The sequence below is a fragment of the Paraburkholderia bengalensis genome (genome assembly GCF_037126505.1).
GTDB classification, from domain to species: Bacteria; Pseudomonadota; Gammaproteobacteria; order Burkholderiales; family Burkholderiaceae; genus Paraburkholderia; species Paraburkholderia bengalensis.
This window is the reverse complement of sequence record NZ_JACFYJ010000122.1, coordinates 1-20,125: the sequence shown is the minus strand read 5'-3', so window position 1 is coordinate 20,125 and position 20,125 is coordinate 1. Positions and strand designations below refer to the sequence as shown.

The 20,125-nt window shown below is 61.0% G+C and carries 19 protein-coding genes; 14 read left to right on the top strand and 5 right to left on the bottom strand.

What is annotated here, in order from left to right; all coding sequences use genetic code 11:
- Positions 1-310: 310 nt before the first annotated feature.
- Complete coding sequence (locus tag H3V53_RS38030) at positions 311-1,579, top strand: hypothetical protein (protein ID WP_336602232.1); 1,269 nt, start codon at positions 311-313, stop codon at positions 1,577-1,579.
- Positions 1,580-1,617: 38 nt separating this feature from the next.
- Here the strand turns inward: H3V53_RS38030 and H3V53_RS38025 are convergent, their stop codons facing one another.
- From H3V53_RS38025 to H3V53_RS38015, 3 genes are all read right to left on the bottom strand, one after another.
- Positions 1,618-2,331 carry an SOS response-associated peptidase family protein gene (locus tag H3V53_RS38025; protein ID WP_336602231.1) on the bottom strand — a complete coding sequence of 238 codons (714 nt, stop codon included), beginning with the start codon at positions 2,329-2,331 and terminating at the stop codon, positions 1,618-1,620.
- Entirely contained in the window at positions 2,297-2,827 is a 531-nt protein-coding gene (locus H3V53_RS38020; protein WP_336602230.1) for a hypothetical protein, read from the bottom strand. Before H3V53_RS38020 ends, H3V53_RS38025 begins: the two co-directional genes overlap by 35 nt.
- Before the next feature lie 340 nt (positions 2,828-3,167).
- The gene (locus H3V53_RS38015; RefSeq protein ID WP_336602234.1) at positions 3,168-3,362 is read right to left on the bottom strand and encodes a YqaE/Pmp3 family membrane protein; all 195 of its coding nucleotides are present in this window, start codon (positions 3,360-3,362) and stop codon (positions 3,168-3,170) included.
- 871 nt (positions 3,363-4,233) lie between these two features.
- Between H3V53_RS38015 and H3V53_RS38010 the strand changes: the two genes are divergently transcribed.
- The 10 genes from H3V53_RS38010 (at position 4,234) to H3V53_RS37965 (ending at position 15,182) form a co-directional block, all read left to right on the top strand.
- Complete coding sequence (locus H3V53_RS38010) at positions 4,234-4,704, top strand: MarR family winged helix-turn-helix transcriptional regulator (RefSeq protein ID WP_336602229.1); 471 nt, start codon at positions 4,234-4,236, stop codon at positions 4,702-4,704.
- Positions 4,705-4,717: 13 nt separating this feature from the next.
- A complete protein-coding gene (locus H3V53_RS38005) occupies positions 4,718-5,926 on the top strand; it encodes a M20 family metallopeptidase (protein WP_336602228.1) in 1,209 nt (402 codons plus the stop codon).
- On the top strand, positions 5,923-6,567 hold the full coding sequence (locus H3V53_RS38000) for a trimeric intracellular cation channel family protein (protein WP_336602233.1): 645 nt from the start codon (positions 5,923-5,925) through the stop codon (positions 6,565-6,567). Before H3V53_RS38005 ends, H3V53_RS38000 begins: the two co-directional genes overlap by 4 nt.
- 54 nt (positions 6,568-6,621) lie before the next feature.
- A complete protein-coding gene (locus H3V53_RS37995; protein ID WP_336602227.1) occupies positions 6,622-7,620 on the top strand; it encodes a GlxA family transcriptional regulator in 999 nt (332 codons plus the stop codon).
- Between the two features lie 161 nt (positions 7,621-7,781).
- Positions 7,782-8,993, top strand: a complete 1,212-nt coding sequence (locus H3V53_RS37990; protein ID WP_336602226.1) for a M24 family metallopeptidase — start codon at positions 7,782-7,784, stop codon at positions 8,991-8,993.
- 69 nt (positions 8,994-9,062) lie between these two features.
- Positions 9,063-10,322 carry a serine hydroxymethyltransferase gene (gene glyA / locus H3V53_RS37985; protein WP_336602225.1) on the top strand — a complete coding sequence of 420 codons (1,260 nt, stop codon included), beginning with the start codon at positions 9,063-9,065 and terminating at the stop codon, positions 10,320-10,322.
- A gap of 26 nt (positions 10,323-10,348) precedes the next feature.
- Positions 10,349-11,143 carry a creatininase gene (locus H3V53_RS37980; RefSeq protein ID WP_336602224.1) on the top strand — a complete coding sequence of 265 codons (795 nt, stop codon included), beginning with the start codon at positions 10,349-10,351 and terminating at the stop codon, positions 11,141-11,143.
- Positions 11,144-11,160: 17 nt separating this feature from the next.
- Positions 11,161-12,636, top strand: a complete 1,476-nt coding sequence (locus H3V53_RS37975; protein ID WP_336602223.1) for a purine-cytosine permease family protein — start codon at positions 11,161-11,163, stop codon at positions 12,634-12,636.
- A gap of 80 nt (positions 12,637-12,716) precedes the next feature.
- Positions 12,717-14,090 carry an MFS transporter gene (locus tag H3V53_RS37970; protein WP_336602222.1) on the top strand — a complete coding sequence of 458 codons (1,374 nt, stop codon included), beginning with the start codon at positions 12,717-12,719 and terminating at the stop codon, positions 14,088-14,090.
- A gap of 3 nt (positions 14,091-14,093) precedes the next feature.
- Positions 14,094-15,182, top strand: a complete 1,089-nt coding sequence (locus H3V53_RS37965; protein WP_336602221.1) for a GlxA family transcriptional regulator — start codon at positions 14,094-14,096, stop codon at positions 15,180-15,182.
- 441 nt (positions 15,183-15,623) lie between these two features.
- On the opposite strand, the gene H3V53_RS37960 is transcribed toward H3V53_RS37965, so the two are convergent.
- Positions 15,624-16,931 carry an MFS transporter gene (locus H3V53_RS37960; RefSeq protein ID WP_336602220.1) on the bottom strand — a complete coding sequence of 436 codons (1,308 nt, stop codon included), beginning with the start codon at positions 16,929-16,931 and terminating at the stop codon, positions 15,624-15,626.
- A gap of 94 nt (positions 16,932-17,025) precedes the next feature.
- Between H3V53_RS37960 and H3V53_RS37955 the strand changes: the two genes are divergently transcribed.
- Positions 17,026-17,955, top strand: a complete 930-nt coding sequence (locus H3V53_RS37955) for a LysR family transcriptional regulator (protein ID WP_336602219.1) — start codon at positions 17,026-17,028, stop codon at positions 17,953-17,955.
- 533 nt (positions 17,956-18,488) lie between these two features.
- Here the strand turns inward: H3V53_RS37955 and H3V53_RS37945 are convergent.
- Entirely contained in the window at positions 18,489-18,761 is a 273-nt protein-coding gene (locus tag H3V53_RS37945; protein WP_336602218.1) for a hypothetical protein, read from the bottom strand.
- 316 nt (positions 18,762-19,077) lie between these two features.
- Between H3V53_RS37945 and H3V53_RS37940 the strand changes: the two genes are divergently transcribed.
- Both H3V53_RS37940 and H3V53_RS37935 read left to right on the top strand, forming a co-directional pair.
- Positions 19,078-19,530 carry a hypothetical protein gene (locus H3V53_RS37940; RefSeq protein ID WP_336602217.1) on the top strand — a complete coding sequence of 151 codons (453 nt, stop codon included), beginning with the start codon at positions 19,078-19,080 and terminating at the stop codon, positions 19,528-19,530.
- A gap of 121 nt (positions 19,531-19,651) precedes the next feature.
- Positions 19,652-20,125, top strand: a 474-nt coding sequence (locus H3V53_RS37935; RefSeq protein WP_336602216.1) for a response regulator, incomplete at its 3' end; no start/stop codon positions are given.

Here is a 20,125-nt window from a genome sequence, read left to right as displayed (position 1 = left end):
CTGCTTGCGGTCATCGCCTTCAACGAATCGCTTCATGAGTCACCCGGTCTCAGCGCGTTGATTTAGTTTAGGCGATCAATGCGTTTTCACACAGGCTGGGTCGGGTCCAGCCGATCGCGGGGCATTGCATCATCGAATGGAGCGGGTAACACTTCCCATACCTGGCAGCCGAAAACCGGAAAAATTTCAGGGCAATACAAATTTAAAGTGTTACCTGCGTGAATCCGTCAATGCAGCATGGCATGTAACACTTTAACGGCCTCTCGTAGATGTGATTGGGCTTGATGAGTCTGCAGTCCGCCGCGTCGCGATGACCGAGCGCAACGAGCAGGCTGAAGTGGCGACCCGGCAGGCATCCGGATCGCTGTCACTGTCTCCCTTGAAAGACTGGACGTCTGACGATGTGTGGTCGATGCTGGGATGCATGGCGGATTCTTCGCTTGGCTTCAGCAGCCCGCTGGAGCCTGCAACCATCGCAAGGCTCTCGGAGATCTACCGCGTTGGTAATGGCGGCGTCTGCGGCGTCGTAGCTGGCGAAAGTGGCGCACGTGCGGCCTGCGGTTCCAGGTTCGGATGCAGTTTCTGCGGGGTCACCGGCGCTCGCGACAAATCGATGGAGTTCATGATTCAGGAGCCGGAACACGCGCACCTGAAGCCGTTGAACGACTTCCGTAACTATCTTCTTGCGATCCAGTGGGACCTCTCACGCCGTGAACTGGTGGGCAGGACGTTGAGCGACGCCGGGTACACGCGGATTCAGGCGGATACCTATCGATTCCTGGAACGCATGGCCATGTTGAAGATGCTCCTTTCAATCGATGCGAACGAGCGGGACAGAGCGGAACGGCATTCGGGGGAGCTGGCGTCGGGCCTCATCGCCGACAATGAGCACAACCGGACGCTGTGTGATCCGCAGTTTGAGTTCGTCACGCCGCAGCAGCTTGTGGCAATCGATTTCTTCCTGTCGATGCACCACTACGCACCGCATGCTTTTCCCGCGATGGCAGCATGGCACGACGTCAACGTGCTGGGTCGCAGATACCCGGTGCCTCACGTTGAGCCAAGGCCCAAGGCGGACATCGTATTGCATGGCTGGTACCCCGTTGGTCAGTACGACCGCGAGGCACCAACGATCGGACTTCGCGATTTCGATGCGGAGCAGTGGAACCGCTATCGGCATTCAGGGCGTGCAGGCTGGTACGCGCGCACTTCAGCGGGGGAGCAAACGGTGTACTTCGAGGAAGCCTCGCAGTTTGAGGTGGATGCGCAAGCCGCTTGCGAATTCGTGACTTGCAGGTACGACACCGCGTTCATGCTGAAGACGCAGAATCAGGACGCAATGGATTCGGCGCGTTTCTGGCTGAACGAAGGCTTCGTGAAGCTGCCGGTCGGTATGGCGCAGCGATATCAGGACATGGCCAAGCGAGGGCAGTATTTCAGCAGACTTGCCCAGCGTCTGAACCTGACACCTGACGAACTGGACACGCACCTGATCGCAAACAGTGTGAGTGACGCGGACCACGCGGCGATGCTTGAACCGGTCTCTCCGCAGTTTGACTTGTTCGCGGCAGCAGCGTAATTGGCGTGCCGCAGAAACCTTTCCAACATCCCCGGGGCCTAAAACCCCGGGGATTTTTTTATGCCTAGATCAGGGACGGTTGTTCGCCCTCGTCGGGAGTGGATGTTGCGCGCTTGCGTGGTGGAAGCGGGTAGGGCTCTGCATGCAATGCGTCGGCCGGCAGCAGTCGCAGGAAAGACCTGGCTTCGTCCGTGCTCGTGCACGATAGCCACTCGAAGGTGTTCGGCTTGCGGAAGCACGACGACGCCGCGCTTCTCCGCCCCGGGCTTGTGAAACCGCTTCATCAACGGATGCTCGTCGGCGTTCAAGGTAAGCATCGTCATGGAAAGCGTCTGTGAGCCGTCCGGGTTCTCCCACGCTCGCCACAGGCCCGCGATCGCACAGGCCCTTTCGTCGGCCAGGCCAATGCGCCACCGTACCGGTTTGCCCGTTTCGTACGAAGGCTCATAGAATCGGTGACAGGGTATCAGTGCGAGTTGAAGCCGGTTCCACGCGCCACTGAAACTGCGCTTCTGATCTACTGTCTCACTGCGAGCGTTCATGGTGTCGAAGACCTTGACGCCAGGCGGAATCCGCTCGCGCGGAACCATGCCAAAAGTCGCAGCGTCGGTCGATAGCTTGCCGTCGACGCGCCGGAAGATCGGCGCAGCGTAATCCTTATAGATCTCGCCGCGGTAGTCGAACGACGGCATTGGAAACAGGCTGAACGCTTCGAATTCAATCTTGCCGGGCGCTTCGTAACTCGTACACACGGGCCTTTCCTCCTCGGTCGTTGGGAGCGGGAATCGGGGAGCTTGCGGGTCCATGCAGAAAGGCGAGCAGGCGACGCTCCGCGTTCTCGTATTGATGAAGAGGGGCGGTCCGAAGCTGTGCGTCGTGAAGGGCGAGAATCGCGGTGTAGATGGAGGCCGACTCGGCATCGAGAGACCAGCAGTCCTCGTCGCCGCGCTCGTGCGCTTTCATCAGCGTGAGCTCGCCGATGCACTCGGCGGCCTTGAACAGTTCAACGGGCGCGTCGCCATACCCGGCGCACTGAAGGTACCATGCCATGTAGGTCGCGCCGGTGAGTTCGTTCACGATGCGACGGTTGCCATGGCCGCGACGCCAGCCGTCGAGTGCGACGTGATATGAGAGTGACCGGTCGCGCGCGACTGCAGCGCTCATCGGCAAAAGCCTGGTCTTGGTGAGTGGCCTGCGCGCCATCTTTCCGTTGCCAGCGCCCTTTCGGCTTGACGCCATCTTGTTCATCCGCTCCTTTGAGTCGCCCGCCCTCATTTGGCGGGTTCATGCAATGGTAGCAGCATGCGGTTAAGCGGCCGGCCGAGCGGGCATGCGCGGCTCGGTCCCGGCGGCTCTTATGCTTTCGTCTGCAGGCAGTGCTGGGCCTGTGCCGCTTCGAGGCTGGCAAACTTGCCTCGGTGGTCGCGGCCTTGCCATAGCAGAAATGCGATACGCCAGCAACGACGTATCGTCCGATGGTCCAGCCGCTTGGGTGCGACCAGCCATAGGGCGATTCCAGCTTCCATTCGGTCTCTGAGGCTGCATCCGACATGGCGTGTCCCGTGACTGATGGTACAGAGTAGGGGGGTCAACCGCGCGAAGCGAGTGCGCGCTCGATCTTCTTATCGGTCTTGTACTGGCTCAGCGCAAACACCGACCATATCGCGGCCGGAATCCAGCCAATCATGGTGAGCTGCAGCAGCAGGCAGATGATTCCTGCAATGGGGCGTCCAATCGTGAAAAATTGAAGCCAGGGAAAAACGAGAGCGAGCAACAGACGCATTTTGATCCTTGTTTGGTTGGTATAGAAAGCCGCCAGCGATCTGCTGGCGATTGAGGCGAACGCTCGCCGCAATTCGGTGATTGAATGAAGGTTGGTAAACTCGCGTACCGTTGTTGTCGCGCACAAAGCGGAAATGCTGTGGACCGTCGTTTTCAGGGCGCTCCAGTTTTCCGGTAGCCGCAAGTATGGTCCGCAACGGCACCCTGATACATCATCCGGTCATACTCGTTGACCACCGCCGTCAGGGCGTCGCGCAACACCTCAGGTAATTGAATACGGCATCGATGTGTTGCGTTTGGGGCCTAGATGCTGTTCTCGCACGTGCCAGACGGATTGCAGAAATGCGAGAGTCGAGGATGGCACGATTGGCGGGCGACCTCATTAAATCGTGCGCCGGAAAGTGCTCCATTCGTGAACGGTCCTCATGCTGAAAAGCCTGCGCCGTGCGGCTGCCACGCATCTGATAACTGCCGTTGTGCCGCTGACGGCTCGAATGTCCGCAGCGGCGTTGCCGTTCGCGCAATGATTTCGTTGATCGCACACCGATTGGCAATTAACGGCCAGGAGGAGACATTCGGCCGACGATCCCCAGGAACCCTCAGCGGGCCACTTCGCTGCCGCAAGCAGCCGTTCGAACGTTCAACTCTGCGCGTCGAGGTTCATCGTAGGTGAAGGACAACGCGGCGACGTGCATGGCCGATCGCCTTGCTCTCCGCGCGCGTCCTTGAACCGGTAACTACATATCGACCGACAGGCATGAGCCCAACCTGATGGGGGCGTATCAAACAATAAATAGTTGAAAATTTCAATTACAATTCTATAATGGCGATTCCGGCTGACAGATTGGCCAAGCGGACGGGAGGGAGCGAACTTGTACTCGGACTTTCTGACCTTCAGGCTGGATCTCGCCAGCGAGTTGCTGATTAGCAGGGCCAATGCGGTATATCGCGAGCAGTGGAATCTCGATGTTCGCGCGTTGCGCGTCCTGCGGCTTGTGTGTTCTGAACCTGACATCACGCCAAAAGAAGTGGCGCAGCGCGCACTGATCGAGAAGACGCTGCTTTCGAAAATTCTCGCCGACCTCGAAGCGCGGGATCTGATCGGTCGTGACACGCACGCAGCGGATCGCCGCAGCGTTGCGTTGCGCGCCACCACCTACGGGTTTAACGTCGCGCGAGACTCGGAAGCGCTGGGTATGGAACTGGAAGGCGAACTGGTCAAGGCACTCAGTGCGAGCGAGCGTAAGTCGCTTGAAAAGCTGCTCGACAAGCTTGCTCGCAGCCTGCTTGACAGCAACGAACACAGCGCACACCCGCGTAGTGGATCCACCGCCAAGGTGTGATCGAGGAGTCGTCATGTCAACACTGATCAAGGGAATGGCAAGCGCAATCGAAAGCCTTTTGCCAGAGCTCGAGACGATCTACAAGGATCTCCATCAAAATCCCGAACTGTCGATGCAGGAGGTTCGGACCTCACGGATTGTCGCGGACTATGCGCAGAAGTTCGGTTATGAGGTCACGCGCGAAGTCGGCGTGACGGGTGTGGTGGCGATTCTGCGCAATGGCGATGGGCCGACCGTGATGTTGCGCGCCGACATGGATGCTTTGCCGATGGCGGAAGCGACGGGCCTGCCTTACGCGAGCACGGTCAGGGCGAAGGACGAAGAAGGGTACGAAACGGGCGTGGCCCACTCCTGCGGACACGATCTGCATGTGACGTGGCTGATGGGCGTCGCACGGCTGATGGCCGAACATCGCGACGCGTGGCACGGCACGCTAATGGCGGTTTTTCAGCCCGGCGAAGAAGTGGGGCGCGGCGCCCGGAGCATGATCGACGACGGCATGACCTCGCGCTTCCCGAAGCCGGATGTGATCCTCGGCCAGCACGTGATGGTCGGTGCGGCGGGTACGGTCGGTTACCGCAGCGGTACGATCCTGTCGGCGGGCGACAGTCTCAAGGTAAAGCTCTTCGGACGTGGCTCGCACGGTTCTCAACCGCAGACGTCGATTGATCCCGTGATCATGGCGGCCTCGACGACGTTGCGCCTTCAAACCATCGTTTCGCGCGAGATATCGCCGCGCGACAGCGCGGTACTGACGATCGGCGCGCTGCAGGCGGGCACCAAAGAGAACATCATCCCTGACGACGCCACGCTTAAGCTCAACACGCGCACCTTCGACGACGACGTGCGTGAATACATGCTGGGCGCGATCCGCCGTATCTGCTGCGCGGAATGCGTTGCATCGAATGCGCCGCGCGAGCCCGAATTCACCACGCTGTCGAGCTATCCGCTGACCGTCAACGACGATGCCACGATCCAGCGCTTGCGCGCGGCGTTCGAAGCACAGTTCGGCGAGCGTGCATATGAAACACAACCCGCCGCGGCAAGCGAGGACTTCAGCGTATTCGGTCGCGAATGGAACGTACCCTACGCGTTCTGGTTCATCGGCGGAACCGATCCCGACGAGTTCAAAAAGGCCTTGAATCCTACTTTGCGCGCAGGCCTCGAAGCGATGCTGTGTGCTGCCGGTGCATGGCTTGGCGAGCAAGAAAAATCGACGTGAATTCACACGCCATCTATACGCTGCTGGACCTGGTCGGGACATTCGCTTTCGCGATCAGTGGTGCGGTTGCTGCACGACAACGTCGGTTGGACCTTTTTGGCATTGCGTCGATCGCGTTCATGGTTGCATGTGGCGGCGGTATCGTGCGAGACGTGTGTATTGGCGCAATTCCGCCAACCGGATTGTCGAACTGGCGCTATCTTGCCACCTCGTTGCTCGCATCTGCGATTGCAATTCTCGCGTATCCGCGCGTGCGCCGTTTGCGCCAACCGGTATTGCTTTTCGACGCGATTGGTCTTGGCCTGTTCGCGGTATCCGGCGCTCAAAAGTCCCTTGCCTACGGACACAGCGCTGAACGGGCGATGCTGCTCGGCACCGTGAGCGCCGTCGGTGGCGGCGTGATGCGCGACGTGGTGCTCTCGCGCGTGCCTGCCATCCTCGAGCGCGAAATCTACGCGTCGGCGGCGTTGCTCGGGGCGGCGGTTCAGACGGGGTTGTCTTATGCAGGGTGGACGAACTGGTGGACACCGTGGTTCGCCACGCTCGTCTGTGTCGCAGTCCGTCTTGCCTCGCTTTACTTTGGATGGCGGTTGCCGGCTTTTCAAGAACGAAAGGGAAACGTCGTCACCGACAAACTGTAACCGTATCAGGGCGCGCTTTGCGAATCGCCGTCGATGGGAATCAACTGGGCTGAAATGGAACGTCCTGACAATCGTATCGATGCGGGTTTGCATGATCTCCGCATCACCCGCTATGGGTTTCTGCTGCTGGACAACTTTTCGCTAATCGCGCTCGGCACGGCAGTTGACCCGTTGCGGATCGCGAACATGCTGGTCGAGCGGCCCGTCTACCAATATCAGCTGATCGGCACCAACGGCGACAACGTGCGTTCGAGCGACGGCATCCGCGTGATGCCCGACCTGCACCTGGCCGACGCGGAAGAGTTCGACGCGGTGTTCGTCGTCGGCCCGAACCCGATTCCGAGCAAAGGCATCGGCGCGATTCTCGACTGGCTGCGCTTGCAGGCACGTCATGGCACGGCGCTCGGCGGCCTCGACACGGGCAGCTATTTCCTCGCGCGCGCCGGTCTGCTCAATGGATATCGCTGCACCATTCACTGGGAAGATCAGGACGTGCTGCTGGAACAGTTTCCGAAACTCACGGTATCCAACCGCCTTTACGAAGTCGACCGCGACCGCTACACCTGCAGCGGCGGCGTCGCGCCGCTCGATCTGATGGTGCATCTGCTTGGCAGCGCGCCCGGCAGTGCTTCGCTTGCGGCGCGTGTGCTCGAACTGCTGGTCGCCGAACGGCGCACGCATGAGCAGCGCCAGGTGACATCGCTGCGGCAGTACATCGGTGCGGAACATGCGAAGCTCGACGAGGCATTGCAGGTGATGGAGAGCAATGTCGAAGAACCGCTTTCCGTCATCGAAATCGCGGCATTTCTCGACGTATCCCAACGGCAACTTGAACGCTGGTTCCAGGAGCGCATCGGTAAGACGCCCGCGCAGGCGTACCTGGAAATCCGGCTGTTGCGCGCGAGGCAATTGCTCTATCGCACCGCCAGGCCGCTAGAAGAGGTTTGTGCACGCACCGGGTTCACATCGCTCACGCATTTCTCGACGCGCTACAGGGCGCAGTTCCGTATCTCGCCCATCGCCGACCGGCGCCGATACCAGAACGCGCTTTGAGCCTTGAGCCGCATGCTACGTCGTGCCTGTTTTGCGTTCGTGATGGTTAACCCTCGATGTCGATTTTAGAGAGTCGCTTGTCGAATCAAGAAAACTTCCGAACCGCCAGACTTCTAACATCCGCTCACACCCACTCGTTTTTTCACTGAGGAGTTGAGCGAATGAAACAGGAGAGCCTGATCCGGATCGAGAATGGCGAGAAAGTAAAGCACACGTTCTCCGATGCCGAATACGCGAACCGCCATGGCAAGCTGCGCGATCTGATGGCGCGCGAGAACATCGACGCGGTGCTGTTCACCTCGTATCACAACATCAACTATTACGCAGACTTTCTCTATTGCTCGTTCGGCCGCAAGTACGGACTGGTCGTGACAGAAAAGAAAGTCGTGTCGATTTCGGCGAATATTGACGGCGGCCAGCCGTGGCGCCGTACCGTTGGCGATTACAACATCGTCTATACCGACTGGCAGCGCGATAACTTCTTCCGCGCGGTGCAGGGCGAGATCGACAACAAGGGGCGCGTCGGCGTCGAATTCGATCAGATCCCCGTCGAGGTACTGCACAAGCTGAAGGCCGCGCTGCCGTCCGTCGAGTTCGTCGATATCAGCGCGCAGACGATGCGCATGCGCATGATCAAGTCGGCGGAAGAAATCGAAGTGATCAGGCACGGGGCAAATGTGTGCGACGTGGGCGGCGCGGCGCTCGCCGCGGCGGTTCACGACGGTGTGCCCGAGCATGAAGTGGCGCTCGCATCGACGCAGGCAATGGTGCGCGAAATCGCACGCCGCTTCCCCGACTCGGAACTGATGGATACGTGGACGTGGTTCCAGTCCGGTATTAACACCGACGGTGCGCACAACCCGGTGACGACGCGCAAGGTTCAGAAGGGCGACATCCTGAGCCTGAACTGCTTTTCGATGATCGCCGGCTACTACACGGCGCTCGAACGCACGATGTTCTTCGATCACTGTTCCGACGAGCATCTGCGTCTGTGGAAGATCAATGTCGAAGTGCATGAAGCGGGCCTCAAGCTGATCAAGCCGGGTGCGCGCTGCTGCGATATTGCCAACGAACTCAACAAGATCTACGCCGAATACGGTCTGCTCGATTACCGCACATTCGGTTACGGTCATTCGTTCGGCGTGCTGTCGCATTACTACGGGCGTGAAGCTGGGCTCGAATTGCGCGAAGACATCGAGACGGTGCTCGAACCGAACATGGTCGTGTCGATGGAACCGATGATCATGCTGCCCGAAGGCAAGCCGGGCGCGGGCGGTTATCGCGAGCACGACATTCTCGTGATCGGCGAGAAGGGCGCAACGAACATCACCGGCTTCCCGTACGGGCCGGAGAAAAACATTATCACGGCCTGAGGGCTCAATGACGGACCGGTCTGCGGCGCGCGCCGCCGCAGACGACTCGAAAAGCAGGAGGCTTCACAGATGTTCTTGAAAGAACAGACGATCGCAGGCTTCGATCTGGAATTGTCTTCCGCGATGCTGCAGGAGCGGCAGCGGCAGGAAGCGCATATCGAGCTGATCGCATCGGAAAACTACGCGAGCCCGCGCGTGCTCGAAGCACAGGGTTCGGTGCTGACCAACAAGTATGCGGAGGGCTATCCCGGCAAGCGTTATTACGGCGGCTGCGAGCATGTCGACGTGGTCGAAACGCTGGCAATCGAACGCGCGAAGCAGCTCTTCGGCGCAGCCTATGCAAACGTGCAGCCGCATAGCGGCTCGCAGGCGAACGCGGCGGTGTATCTCGCGCTGCTCACGCCGGGCGACACGATACTCGGCATGAGCCTCGCGCACGGTGGCCATCTGACGCACGGCGCGAAGGTGTCGTTCTCGGGCAAGTTGTTCAATGCGGTGCAGTACGGCATCGATGCGCAGAGCGGGCTGATCGATTACGACGAAGTCGAACGGCTCGCGCTTGAGCATAAGCCGAAAATGATTGTCGCGGGTTTCTCGGCCTATTCGCGAGTGCTCGATTTCGCGCGCTTCCGTCAGATCGCGGACAGCATCGGCGCGTTGCTGTTCGTCGACATGGCGCATGTGGCGGGACTCGTCGCTGCCGGGCTTTATCCGAATCCGGTTCAGCTCGCGGACGTCGTGACCACGACCACGCACAAGACCTTGCGCGGTCCGCGCGGCGGCCTGATTCTGGCGCGCGCCAATGAAACGATCGAAAAGAAGCTCAACGCCATGGTCTTTCCGGGCACGCAAGGCGGCCCGCTGATGCATGTGATTGCCGCGAAAGCGGTCGCGTTTCGCGAAGCACTCGGCGCGGAATTCGTTGCCTATCAGAAGCAGACACTGGCAAATGCGCGCGCGATGGTGAGCGTATTCATCGAGCGCGGTTATAAGGTGGTGTCGGGCGGCACGGACGATCACCTGTTCCTCGTCGATCTCGTGAACAAGGGCATCACGGGCAAAGACGCCGACGCCGCGCTTGGCCGCGCGCACATCACGGTGAACAAGAACGCGGTGCCGAACGATCCGCAGTCGCCGTTCGTGACGAGCGGCATCCGCATCGGCACGCCGGCAATGACCACGCGCGGTTTCGACGAGAACGACGCGCGGCTGACGGCTGCCCTCGTATGCGACGTTCTCGATCGCCTCGGCGACGCGCAGACGGAAGCACGCGTGCGCGAGCAGGTCGCGCAGCTCTGCGCGCGCTTGCCCGTATATAGCGGCTTATAACGACACGTATTCAGGAGGAGACGCACATGAAACAGAGCGTGGTGATAGGAGAACTCGCGGCGCCCGATTACGCGCGTCGCATCAGCGACGGCTGGCCCGTGCTGATTCCGCTTGGCGCACTCGAACAGCACGGCCCGCATATGTCGATGAACCCCGATGTGCTGCTGCCGACGGCAATCGGAATCGCAGTCGCACAGAACATCGACGCGCTTGTTGCGCCTGCCATTGCCTATGGCTACAAGTCGCAGCAAAAGAGCGGCGGCGGCAATCATCTGTGTGGCACGACGAGTCTCGACGGACATACGTTGTCGTCGACTGTGAAAGACATTCTGAAGGAATTTGCCCGTCACGGCGCGCGCAAGGTCTGTCTGATCAACGGCCACTTCGAAAACTCGATGTTCGCCGTCGAGGGAATCGATCTTGCGTTGCGCGAGTTGCGCTGGGAAGGCGTTCACGACGTGCAGGTGGTGATGCTGTCGTACTGGGATTTCGTCACGGAAGAGACCATTGCGCGCATCTATCCCGAGGGCTTTCCGGGCTGGGCGGTCGAGCATGGCGGCGTATTGGAAACGTCGCTGATGCTGCATCTCCATCCGCATCTCGTTGATCTGTCGAAAGTACCCACGCATGCGGCGGCGACTTTCCCGCCATACGACTTGTTCCCGACGATACCGGAGTGGACGCCTGCGTCCGGCTGTCTGTCATCGGCCGCAGCTGCGACTGCCGACAAGGGAAGGCTGCTATTTGACGTCTGCGTGGAAGGGATTTCGCAGGCGCTGGGTGAAGCGTGGCAAGCGCGTGCGAAAGCATCGCGAGCCTGAATGCGAGGAGAAGAGCGATGAGCACTCGTGAAAGCAGTCATGCGCGACAGGAAGTGGACGCCGACAAGGCGTGGAGCATCGAGCAGCACGCAATCGATCCGATCCCCCGCGAAGATAGGCATGGCACACCCGCCGAACTCTTCAAGATGTGGATCGGCGCAAACACGAATTACGTGGTCGTGGTGACGGGCGCGCTGGCGCTTTCTCAGGGGCTGTCGCTCTGGCAAGCCTTGCTGGCGATTCTGGTCGGCAATGCGTTCGGCTGTTTCGTGCTCGGGCTGACCACCATCATGGGACCGAAAACGGGCACGTCCGGCATCATGACGTCGCGCAGTTCGTTTGGGCAACTGGGTTCGTTTCTGCCGAAAGCGGTTAGCCTGATTTCAGCGCTGAGCTGGTTCTCGATCAATTCGGTCGTTGCCACGCAGGCGCTCGAAACGCTGCTGAAAATGGGCGGGTTTCAGAGTCATGGCGTGGTGTGGGTGTCGCTCGCCATTATTCTCGCAGCGGAAATCGTGCTCGCGATCTTCGGTCACGCAACGATCATCGCGGCGGAAAAGTGGATTGCGATCGTGCTCGCAGTACTTTTTGCTGGACTCGCCGCGTTCGTGTTGCCGCACTCAAGCCTCGCAATCGCATCGCAGGTCAATCACGGCGGCGGCTCGTTCAGCACCTGGCTGATCGCAATGGGCATCGTGTTCTCTTACCCGATCGGCTGGGCTAATTTCGCGTCGGACTACAGTCGCTATTTCCCTGCCGAAACCAGCTGGAAAACGATTGTGCTCGCGGCGGGCGGCGGGCAGTTCGTCGCGCTGATGTTCTGCGAGGTGATCGGAGTGCTGTTCGCGACGGCGCTCGGCGGCTCGCTCGGCGACGATCCCGTGAGCCAGTTGTCGCGCTTCCTGCCGACATGGTTCATCGTGCCGCTGCTGTTCGCGATCATTCTGGGCGGCATTGCGGCCAACGTGCCGAACGGTTACACGGCGGGCCTTGGGCTGCTGGCGCTGCGTATTCCGATCAACCGTATTACGTCGCTTGCCATTATTGCGCTTTTCACGCTCACGTTTCGCGTCGTCACCGTGATCTACGGCCAGTTCTTCGACATGTACCAGGTGTTTCTGAACTACATGGTGTTCTGGACTGCGCCGTGGGCCGCGATCGTCGTCGTGGATTATTTCATGCGCGGCGGCCGCTACCGCACCGACGACTGGATGAAGTGGGGCAGCGGCGCGTACTGGTACACGGGTGGCGTGTTCTGGCCGGGCGTCGTCGCGTGGATGCTCGGGATCGTCGCGTCGATCGTGTTTTCGAACTCGCCGACCTATGTGAGCCCGCTGATGCGCGACTACCTCGGTTGGGGCGACCTGAGCTTCGAGTTCTCGTTATTGACGGGCGGCCTCGCGTACTTCCTGCTCGCGCGCCGGCATCCGCTCTTTCGCACAACATCGGCCGCCGATCGTCTACAACGCGACGCGCATTCCAGCTCGATCTGATATCTGAGCGCCGAACTCACACGCGGGCGCTGCTTGCCGCCCGCGAACCGTCATCGCATCATCAGGTCTGGAGAGCGTCAATGAGTACGAGAAGAACTTTGTCGGGTGGATCTGCGGCTGGCGTGATTGCGCCTTCGGGCGCGAGCGACGGCAGCGCACCGGATGCGGTGAACGAAACCGTCGATCCGAAACTGCTGAAACGCGCGGCGTGGGCGAGCTTTATTGGCAATTTCGTCGAATGGTTCGACTACGCGTCGTATGGGTATCTCGCGACCGTCATTGCGATCGTGTTCTTTCCAAAGACGGATGGCACGACGGGCCTGCTGGCCGCGTATGGCGTGTTCGCGATCTCGTTTATCGTGCGGCCAGTGGGCGGCATCGTGTGGGGACACTTCGGCGACAAGATCGGGCGGCGCGCGTCGTTGTCGCTGTCGATTCTCATCATGTCCTGTTCGACCTTTGCAATTGCGTTGCTGCCGACTTATGCGCAGGTGGGCATGCTTGCGCCCGTTCTTCTACTGCTGGTGCGTGTGATTCAGGGCTTCTCGGCATCGGGCGAATACGCGGGCGCGTCAGCATTTCTCGCGGAATACGCGCCTGCGAACCGTCGCGGCGTCTACACGAGCATCGTGCCCGCAAGCACGGCGGCAGGACTGCTGTTCGGCTCGATCCTCATCGCGTTGCTGCATGCGGCGCTCAGCAGCGACCAGTTGCACAGCTTCGGATGGCGTCTGCCGTTTCTGCTCGCCGCGCCGTTCGGTCTGATCGGCCGGTATATTCGTGTGCGACTGGAAGACACGCCGCGTTTCAAGGCGCTCGCACAGGACCAGCAGGTCGCGCGCGCGCCGATCGCCGAACTGCTCGGCAAACATCGCGCGAAAATGTTGATCGCATTCGGCGTGACGTGCCTGAATGCCGTTGCGTTCTATCTGGTGCTCAGCTACATGCCGACCTATCTGTCGACGGAACTGGGCATGGACGAGACCGCTTCATTCATTGCCGCGACGATCTCTCTGACGGCTTATATCGGGTTGATCTTCGTGATGGGCACGTTGTCGGACCGTATCGGCCGCAAGTCGATGCTGATCGGCGCGTCGATTCTGTTCGCGGCGTTGACGGTGCCGCTCTTCAAGGGCCTGGCTGGCGCGGGCTTCATGATGATCGTCGCGATCCAGATTGCGTTCGGTGCGCTGCTGACGATGAACGACGGCACGCTGCCTTGTTTTCTCGCCGAAATCTTTCCGACGCGTGTGCGCTATAGCGGCTTTGCGTTCTGCTTCAATGCAGCGAACGCGGTGTTCGGCGGCACCGCACCGCTGGTCGCGACGTGGCTGATCGGCGCGACGGGCAGCAAGCTCGCGCCTGCGTGGTATCTGGTCGGGGCGGCGGGCGTCGCGCTGGTTGCGATGATCGGCAGCCGCGAGACCTCGCACTCGCCATTGGCCGACGAGTGAAGAATGATGACGCGCATCGCGGGGAATGCAATCAGGCCGGTGCGCTTCGGCATCGTGCTATTGCCGAATTTCACATTGACGGCGTTCTCGGGCTTTGTCGATGTTTTGCGGCTCGCGAGTGACGATTGCGATTTCAGCCAGCCGGTGAGATGCGCATGGACGGTGGTCGGGGAAACGCTATTACCCGTGAGAGCGAGCTGCGGCATCCAGATCCAGCCGTGGCAAACCTTTGACGAAGCGGGGACGTTCGACTACGTCGTCGTGATCGGCGGGCTGCTGCATTCGGGACCGGGCGTTAGCGACACGACGCTGCGGTTCATTCGCCGCGCCGCTGAAACTTCGTCGACACTTGTGGGCATTTGCACTGGCGTCTTCGCGCTATCGCGCGCGGGCGTGATGGACGGACATCGCGTGTGCGTCAGCTGGTTTCATTACTGGGACTACATCGCGCGGTTTCCTGAAGTCGATGAGCGCTTACTCGTCGCGGACAGGCTGTTTGTCGTCGACCGTCGGCGAATTTCGTGTTCGGGCGGGCGTGCTTCTGTCGACGTGGCGGCGGCGATTCTGCAATTGCATATCGACACCGCGACGGTGCAAAAGGCCCTGCGCATTCTTCTCGTTGAAGATGCGCAGCGGGCCAGCGCGCCGCAGCCGCATCCGCCCGGTACGAAGCCGGTGGACCACCCACGCATCAAACGGGTCGTGCATCTGATGGAGCAACACATCGGGCAGCCGTTGAGTCTGGACGAACTGGCTGCCCGGGTCGACATGTCCGTGCGCCAGCTGCAACGTCTTTTCAAGGTTCAAACGGGTGAGTCGCCGCTGGCGTACGCGAGGCATCTGCGGCTGCGAACGGCTGCATGGCTGCTGAGGCGATCGGATCGAACGGTGGCGGAGATTGCCGCGACCTGTGGCTTCTCGGATGCGTCGCATATGGGGCGCGAGTTTCGCAAAGTACATGGCGTTGCGCCCGGTGCGTATCGGGCAGATCGAGGTCGCTTTGCAGACGACGAGGCCTTGGCAAGCGACCCCATCTCGGCGGGGCATGATTGGTCAGGACGATCATTGAACCATACGCGAGCCAGGCATTAAGAGCGAACTTCGATGCGCGATAAACGGCGCTGTTGCGCATGCCGTTGCTTGACTGAATGTCCGGTTTGCCGCTGCAAACCGCCGTTGACCTGGCTGTGGTCGGAGGGCGGTTCAGGGTCGGCAAGCGTCTTCCGCAAGTTTCCTTGAGAGCTGCCGAGAACGCACGGAGTTGGCTGCAACCGGCGTTGTCCGATTGCTCGGAGTCCATCGTCTTCGCGAGCAATACCGCCAAGGATAACTAATTCATCTCAAGTGACGTAACGAGGCCAGAATTCCACGAGTCGATTTTGTCCGTTGATCTCCATGTACCCGGGCCGTGTTGTCACAAATGTATTGCGGTCTACGCTTGCGCTATAGCAGTGGGTTCTTAGGCGCTGGTGCGGCACTTACCTTGATCGACTCGCGCTCGCCGCGGTGCACTTGTCCTGCTAGCGCGGGTGTTCAATGATGGGCGGCCTGCGCGGCGCGATCGACAAAGCCGAACAGAAATACGGCAAGCGCGAATCCGAGCGCGACCGTACACACGCCGCTCCATCCGGCCCGCGCCCACGCCAAACCCGACAGCGCGGCGCCGAGCGCACCGCCGGCAAAGAAAATTCCTACAAAGAGCGCATTCAACCTGCCGCGTGCCGCCGGGTTGATGAGGTTGATCGCGCGCCGTCCGAGCGTCTGATCGGCGATGACGCCGGCGTCGAGCGCGGCCGCGCCGGCGACCAGCAGCGCGAGCGCGGCGGCGGGATGCGCGGCGAGTGAGAATCCACTCCAACTCAAGCCCCAGCCCGCGCCTGCCGTGCCCAGCACGAGGACAGCCGCGATCATGACGAGATGCGAAACGATCTGCGTCGCGCGACCCGCGCCGCGATCGCCGAGGTGGCCGGCAAGCGGCGTCACGATTGCGCCCGTCGCGCCTGCCAGCGCAAACAGCGCGATCCCTGGCATGCCGAGCGAAAACGGTGGCTGCGCGAGACGCAGCCCGATGGCCGTCCAGAAAGCGCTGAAGGCGCCGAGCGCGAGGGCCGCGAGCGTGGCGCGGCGTTGGAGCACGGGTTCAGTACGCAGCAGCGTCCAGAGCGAGCGCAGCAGTTCCCAATAGCGCGCAGCGGCGTGTGGCGCGTGGTTGGGCAACTGCAGGTACAGCACGACAGCGAGCAGCGCGTCGGCCACCGCCTCGATGCCGTAGAACGCGCGCCAGCCCAGCGAACCGGCGATCACGCTGGCCAGCGGACGCGACAGCAGAATGCCGAGCATCAGTCCGCTCATCACATTGCCGACGGCGCGCCCGCGCCGGCTTTCGGGCGCCATCGATGCCGCCATCGGCACCAGCATCTGGATCACGCTCGATGTCGCGCCCGCAAGGAACACCGACGTCAGGAACAGCCAGCCGGAATGCGCGAACGACGCGAGGGCGAGGAATATCGCGCAGCACGCCAGCGTTCGAAAAATGAGCCGGCGATTTTCGAGCAGATCGCATAGCGGCACAAGCAGCAGCAGACCGCCGGCATATCCGAGTTGCGGCAGCATCGCGATCAGGCCGGCGAGTTCCGGCGGCAGCGCCAGCGCGCGGCTGACGGGTCCCGTTAGCGGCTGCGCCGCCGACAGATTCATGACGACCACGCCGACAGACCCGGCGAAGAAGAGCATCAATGGCGTGGTCAAGGTCGAGGCGAGTGGCGCCGACGCAAGGGTCGCAGGTCGTAGCGAGGGCGTTGGCGCGACACTGCGCGGACAGGTTTCGGCAGGCTGGTTCATGATCTGACTCCGCGGGATTTGGTGCGGCTTATCGTAGGCGTGGCCGCATTATGCGACAATTGAAATATCTCGATAATGTTTATGCGAGGTTGTTTTGAACACGCGTGACTTAGAGGCGTTCGTGGCGGTGGTGGAAGCCGGGTCGATGGTGCGGGCGTCGGAGAAGCTGTTCTTGACGCAGCCTGGCCTAACCCGCCGTGTGCAGAATCTGGAGGCGATGCTCGGCATCGAGTTGCTCGACCGCCAGAACAAGCCGCTCAAGCCGACGGCGGCGGGCAACGAGGTGTACGGGCTTGCGCGCACGGTGCTGCGTGCCGTCGACGGTCTGATGTCGGTCGCGTCACCCGACAGCGAGCCGACGGGCGAGTTCAGGATCGGCGTGCCGCCGTTTCTCTCGGAGCTGGCGCTAGAGCAGCCGATCGACCGTTTGCGCAGCGCGTTTCCGAAGCTGACCTTGCGCGTGACGGCGGGCTGGTCGCCGGGTCTGCTGCAGGGTATTGAGCAGGCGAAGGCTGATGCTGCTGTCGTGCTGCTGCCCGAGGGCGCGCCGTTGCCCGAGGCGCTGACGTCGACGCGTCTTGCATACAAACCGACTGTGGTCGTTGCCCCACGATCATTCGGCATCACCGATGAGCCGACGTCGCTCGCCGCGTTGTCGGGCTATCCGTGGGTCCTGAATCAGGATGGCTGCGGGATGCGCTCGGCGCTGAGCCGCGCGATGGCGGTGGCCGGGCTGCCGTTCAATGTGGCCGTTGAGGCGTTCGGGTCGGAGTTGCAGTTATCGTTGGTCGCGCGTGGGCTGGGGGTTGGCTTGGCGGCGCCGGAAGTGCTAGCGCGAAGTGCGCTGCGCGGGGCACTTCAGGTCGTCGATGTGCCGGATTTTCGTAGTGGGCTCAACGTGTGGCTCGTGCATGGCGCGTTGCCGGGGCGGCTAGTGCGGCCGGTTGAGGTGATGCGCGATGCGTTGATTGAGAAGCTCGAGAAGGATGCAGGATGCGGAAGCTTCACTGCGGCTGGCGGGTGATGGTTCGGAGCCATATGAGGAGCCGTGAATCCCGCGACCAATGCAGGCGGGGCCAAGCAGCGGACGATCGGTGGCGGCGGTGCCTACGCACTCGTAAATGCTAGCGTATTGCTGCTCTATACGGATGCCCGCTTCGAATATCACGACGAATAGAGGCTGACGCTCGAGAACTTAAAAGTCTCGCTGGCAGCATTCGAAAACATGCCGGCTTTCGAATGCTGCCGACCGTCCCCGATCTCCCTCTGGGCATTTACTCGCAGTGCTCCATCTCGCGCCCGTTTCCTTAAGTGCGCAGGCGCGTACCAGGCGGCAAGACCGCTGCTTGCCACGTTTTTACTTGCATATGACGCTCAGACGAACCTGAGAGCTCCGGTGACTACCGCCATTCGGCGGTATATCTGTTTCCTGGCAGGATTTACGACTCGCCGCATCTCTCGACACGCCGGCTCGGCTGGTCCGTCGCTGGAGTGGATGAACTGGGCTCGATGAACGGGCTTACGGAACGAATACCATGCGGCGAACGAAGGCCTCCCTTAGCCGCCCGCCAGTGCGAGCAGTGACGTGGAGCGCAGGATGGTGAACTGGCAGAGCAGAAGTCCGGCCGTGACCACGTCGTTGATCGCAATGGCCGAGTTGTAAACGGGCACAAAGGCCCACGGTGCTGGCAGTGGTTTGCCGGCGAGGGGCGCCAGCGTCGCGAAGAGCGCCGCCGATACGATCAGCGTAATGTATGCTGCCCGCCGCTCGTGTGGCTCTGGCCGTGCGGTCGAAAGGAACAGCCCTGATGGCGACATCAAATCGCCCATCCTGCGTCTCCCGACATACTCCCGCAGCGCTGCACCGAAACGTCACCGTCCGTCGCCGACATTGGCGTGGTTTCGCGACCGGCGCCGACATAGGCTGCATATAAAGTGTTCAGCGCGTGTTCAGAAATAGATGCATCAATTCTGGATCATATCGAGCAGGTCGTTGCTACTTACTTCCTGTCATTCAAAAAGACTAAATGGCTGGATAAACTTACCGGCGAGATAACCGGCAAGCGCGCAGACCGCGAAAGGCTGCTGCGGACGGCGAACCGCCCGCCGGAAACACGAATGGTTTGGCTTTCCGAGGAGTTAAACCATGAGCACCGATGAACTGGAAATTCAGGATCTGCTTCATATCGAGGCGGTGGTAACCCGCCTGGAAAACCTCAACCTTGCAGCCTGTGCTTCGGAACATCGGTTCATCACCGATCCCGACTACTGGCACAGACGGCTGCTGGGCACGTGCGTCGTCGCCAGCTCAGCGCAGGTCATCACGAAGAAACAGGATCTGCTCGAGCGTCTGTCCGCGATATCGCGTCGCCTGGGGGGATGCATGCACACCGCTAGAGTTCAGTACAGGGGATATTCTCTCCAGCCCCTGGCGGCCTACGAGAGCGGCGAATACGTCGCGATGTTTATCGTGCAGTCACCCGACGGGAGGGAAAGGGCATCGTCGGTACTGGGCAGTTTCGGAAACCCCGATGACGCAAGGCAGTTCGCGCTTGAACGCGGCATGGCCGAGGTGGACAGCGCATGTCGCCACATGTGAACCTGATAAGCCAATTCCCCTGAAACTGCAAGGCATCCGGTCTGCCAACACATTCAGGCAGGCGCATCTGGCCGCTCAATGCCAAGGATTGTTGACGCGGCTCTCGTCAGGAGGAAGGGACGTGATAAAGGTTCTACTGGCAGACGACCATGCGGTGGTACGCGACGGATTGCGCCACGTCCTCCTCGACGCCAGCGGGTTTGAAGTTGCTGGTGAAGCGTGGGACAGCGCGACGACCGTCGCGATGGTGCGCTCCGTCGGCGCAAATGTACTGCTGCTCGATCTGTCGATGCCCGGGCAAAACGGTATTGAGCTCATCAGGCAGATCAAGGACGAGAACCCCGCCCTGCGGATTCTGGTGCTGACGATGCATGCGGAGCACCAGTACGCAGCGCGGGCCTTCAAGGCAGGCGCATCGGGTTACCTGACCAAGGAAAGCGCGAGCAGCGAGTTGCTCAATGCGATCACGAAAATCGCGTCCGGTGGGGTGTATGTAAGCCTGTCAATGGCCGAGCGGTTCGCCCAGAACCTGAACGAACCGGCGGAGGCAATGCCCCATCAGCGGCTATCCGAGCGCGAGTTCGATGTCTTCAGA

Bases quoted from the DNA above. Each gene is read 5' to 3' on its own strand.
- H3V53_RS38030 (WP_336602232.1), top strand. From the start codon at position 311: ATGACCGAGCGCAACGAGCAGGCTGAAGTGGCGACCCGGCAGGCATCC.
- H3V53_RS38020 (WP_336602230.1), bottom strand. From the start codon at position 2,827: ATGAACAAGATGGCGTCAAGCCGAAAGGGCGCTGGCAACGGAAAGATG.
- H3V53_RS38015 (WP_336602234.1), bottom strand. From the start codon at position 3,362: ATGCGTCTGTTGCTCGCTCTCGTTTTTCCCTGGCTTCAATTTTTCACG.
- H3V53_RS38005 (WP_336602228.1), top strand. From the start codon at position 4,718: ATGTCAACACTGATCAAGGGAATGGCAAGCGCAATCGAAAGCCTTTTG.
- H3V53_RS37995 (WP_336602227.1), top strand. From the start codon at position 6,622: ATGGAACGTCCTGACAATCGTATCGATGCGGGTTTGCATGATCTCCGC.
- H3V53_RS37990 (WP_336602226.1), top strand. From the start codon at position 7,782: ATGAAACAGGAGAGCCTGATCCGGATCGAGAATGGCGAGAAAGTAAAG.
- glyA (WP_336602225.1), top strand. From the start codon at position 9,063: ATGTTCTTGAAAGAACAGACGATCGCAGGCTTCGATCTGGAATTGTCT.
- H3V53_RS37980 (WP_336602224.1), top strand. From the start codon at position 10,349: ATGAAACAGAGCGTGGTGATAGGAGAACTCGCGGCGCCCGATTACGCG.
- H3V53_RS37975 (WP_336602223.1), top strand. From the start codon at position 11,161: ATGAGCACTCGTGAAAGCAGTCATGCGCGACAGGAAGTGGACGCCGAC.
- H3V53_RS37970 (WP_336602222.1), top strand. From the start codon at position 12,717: ATGAGTACGAGAAGAACTTTGTCGGGTGGATCTGCGGCTGGCGTGATT.
- H3V53_RS37965 (WP_336602221.1), top strand. From the start codon at position 14,094: ATGATGACGCGCATCGCGGGGAATGCAATCAGGCCGGTGCGCTTCGGC.
- H3V53_RS37960 (WP_336602220.1), bottom strand. From the start codon at position 16,931: ATGAACCAGCCTGCCGAAACCTGTCCGCGCAGTGTCGCGCCAACGCCC.
- H3V53_RS37945 (WP_336602218.1), bottom strand. From the start codon at position 18,761: ATGGGCGATTTGATGTCGCCATCAGGGCTGTTCCTTTCGACCGCACGG.
- H3V53_RS37940 (WP_336602217.1), top strand. From the start codon at position 19,078: ATGAGCACCGATGAACTGGAAATTCAGGATCTGCTTCATATCGAGGCG.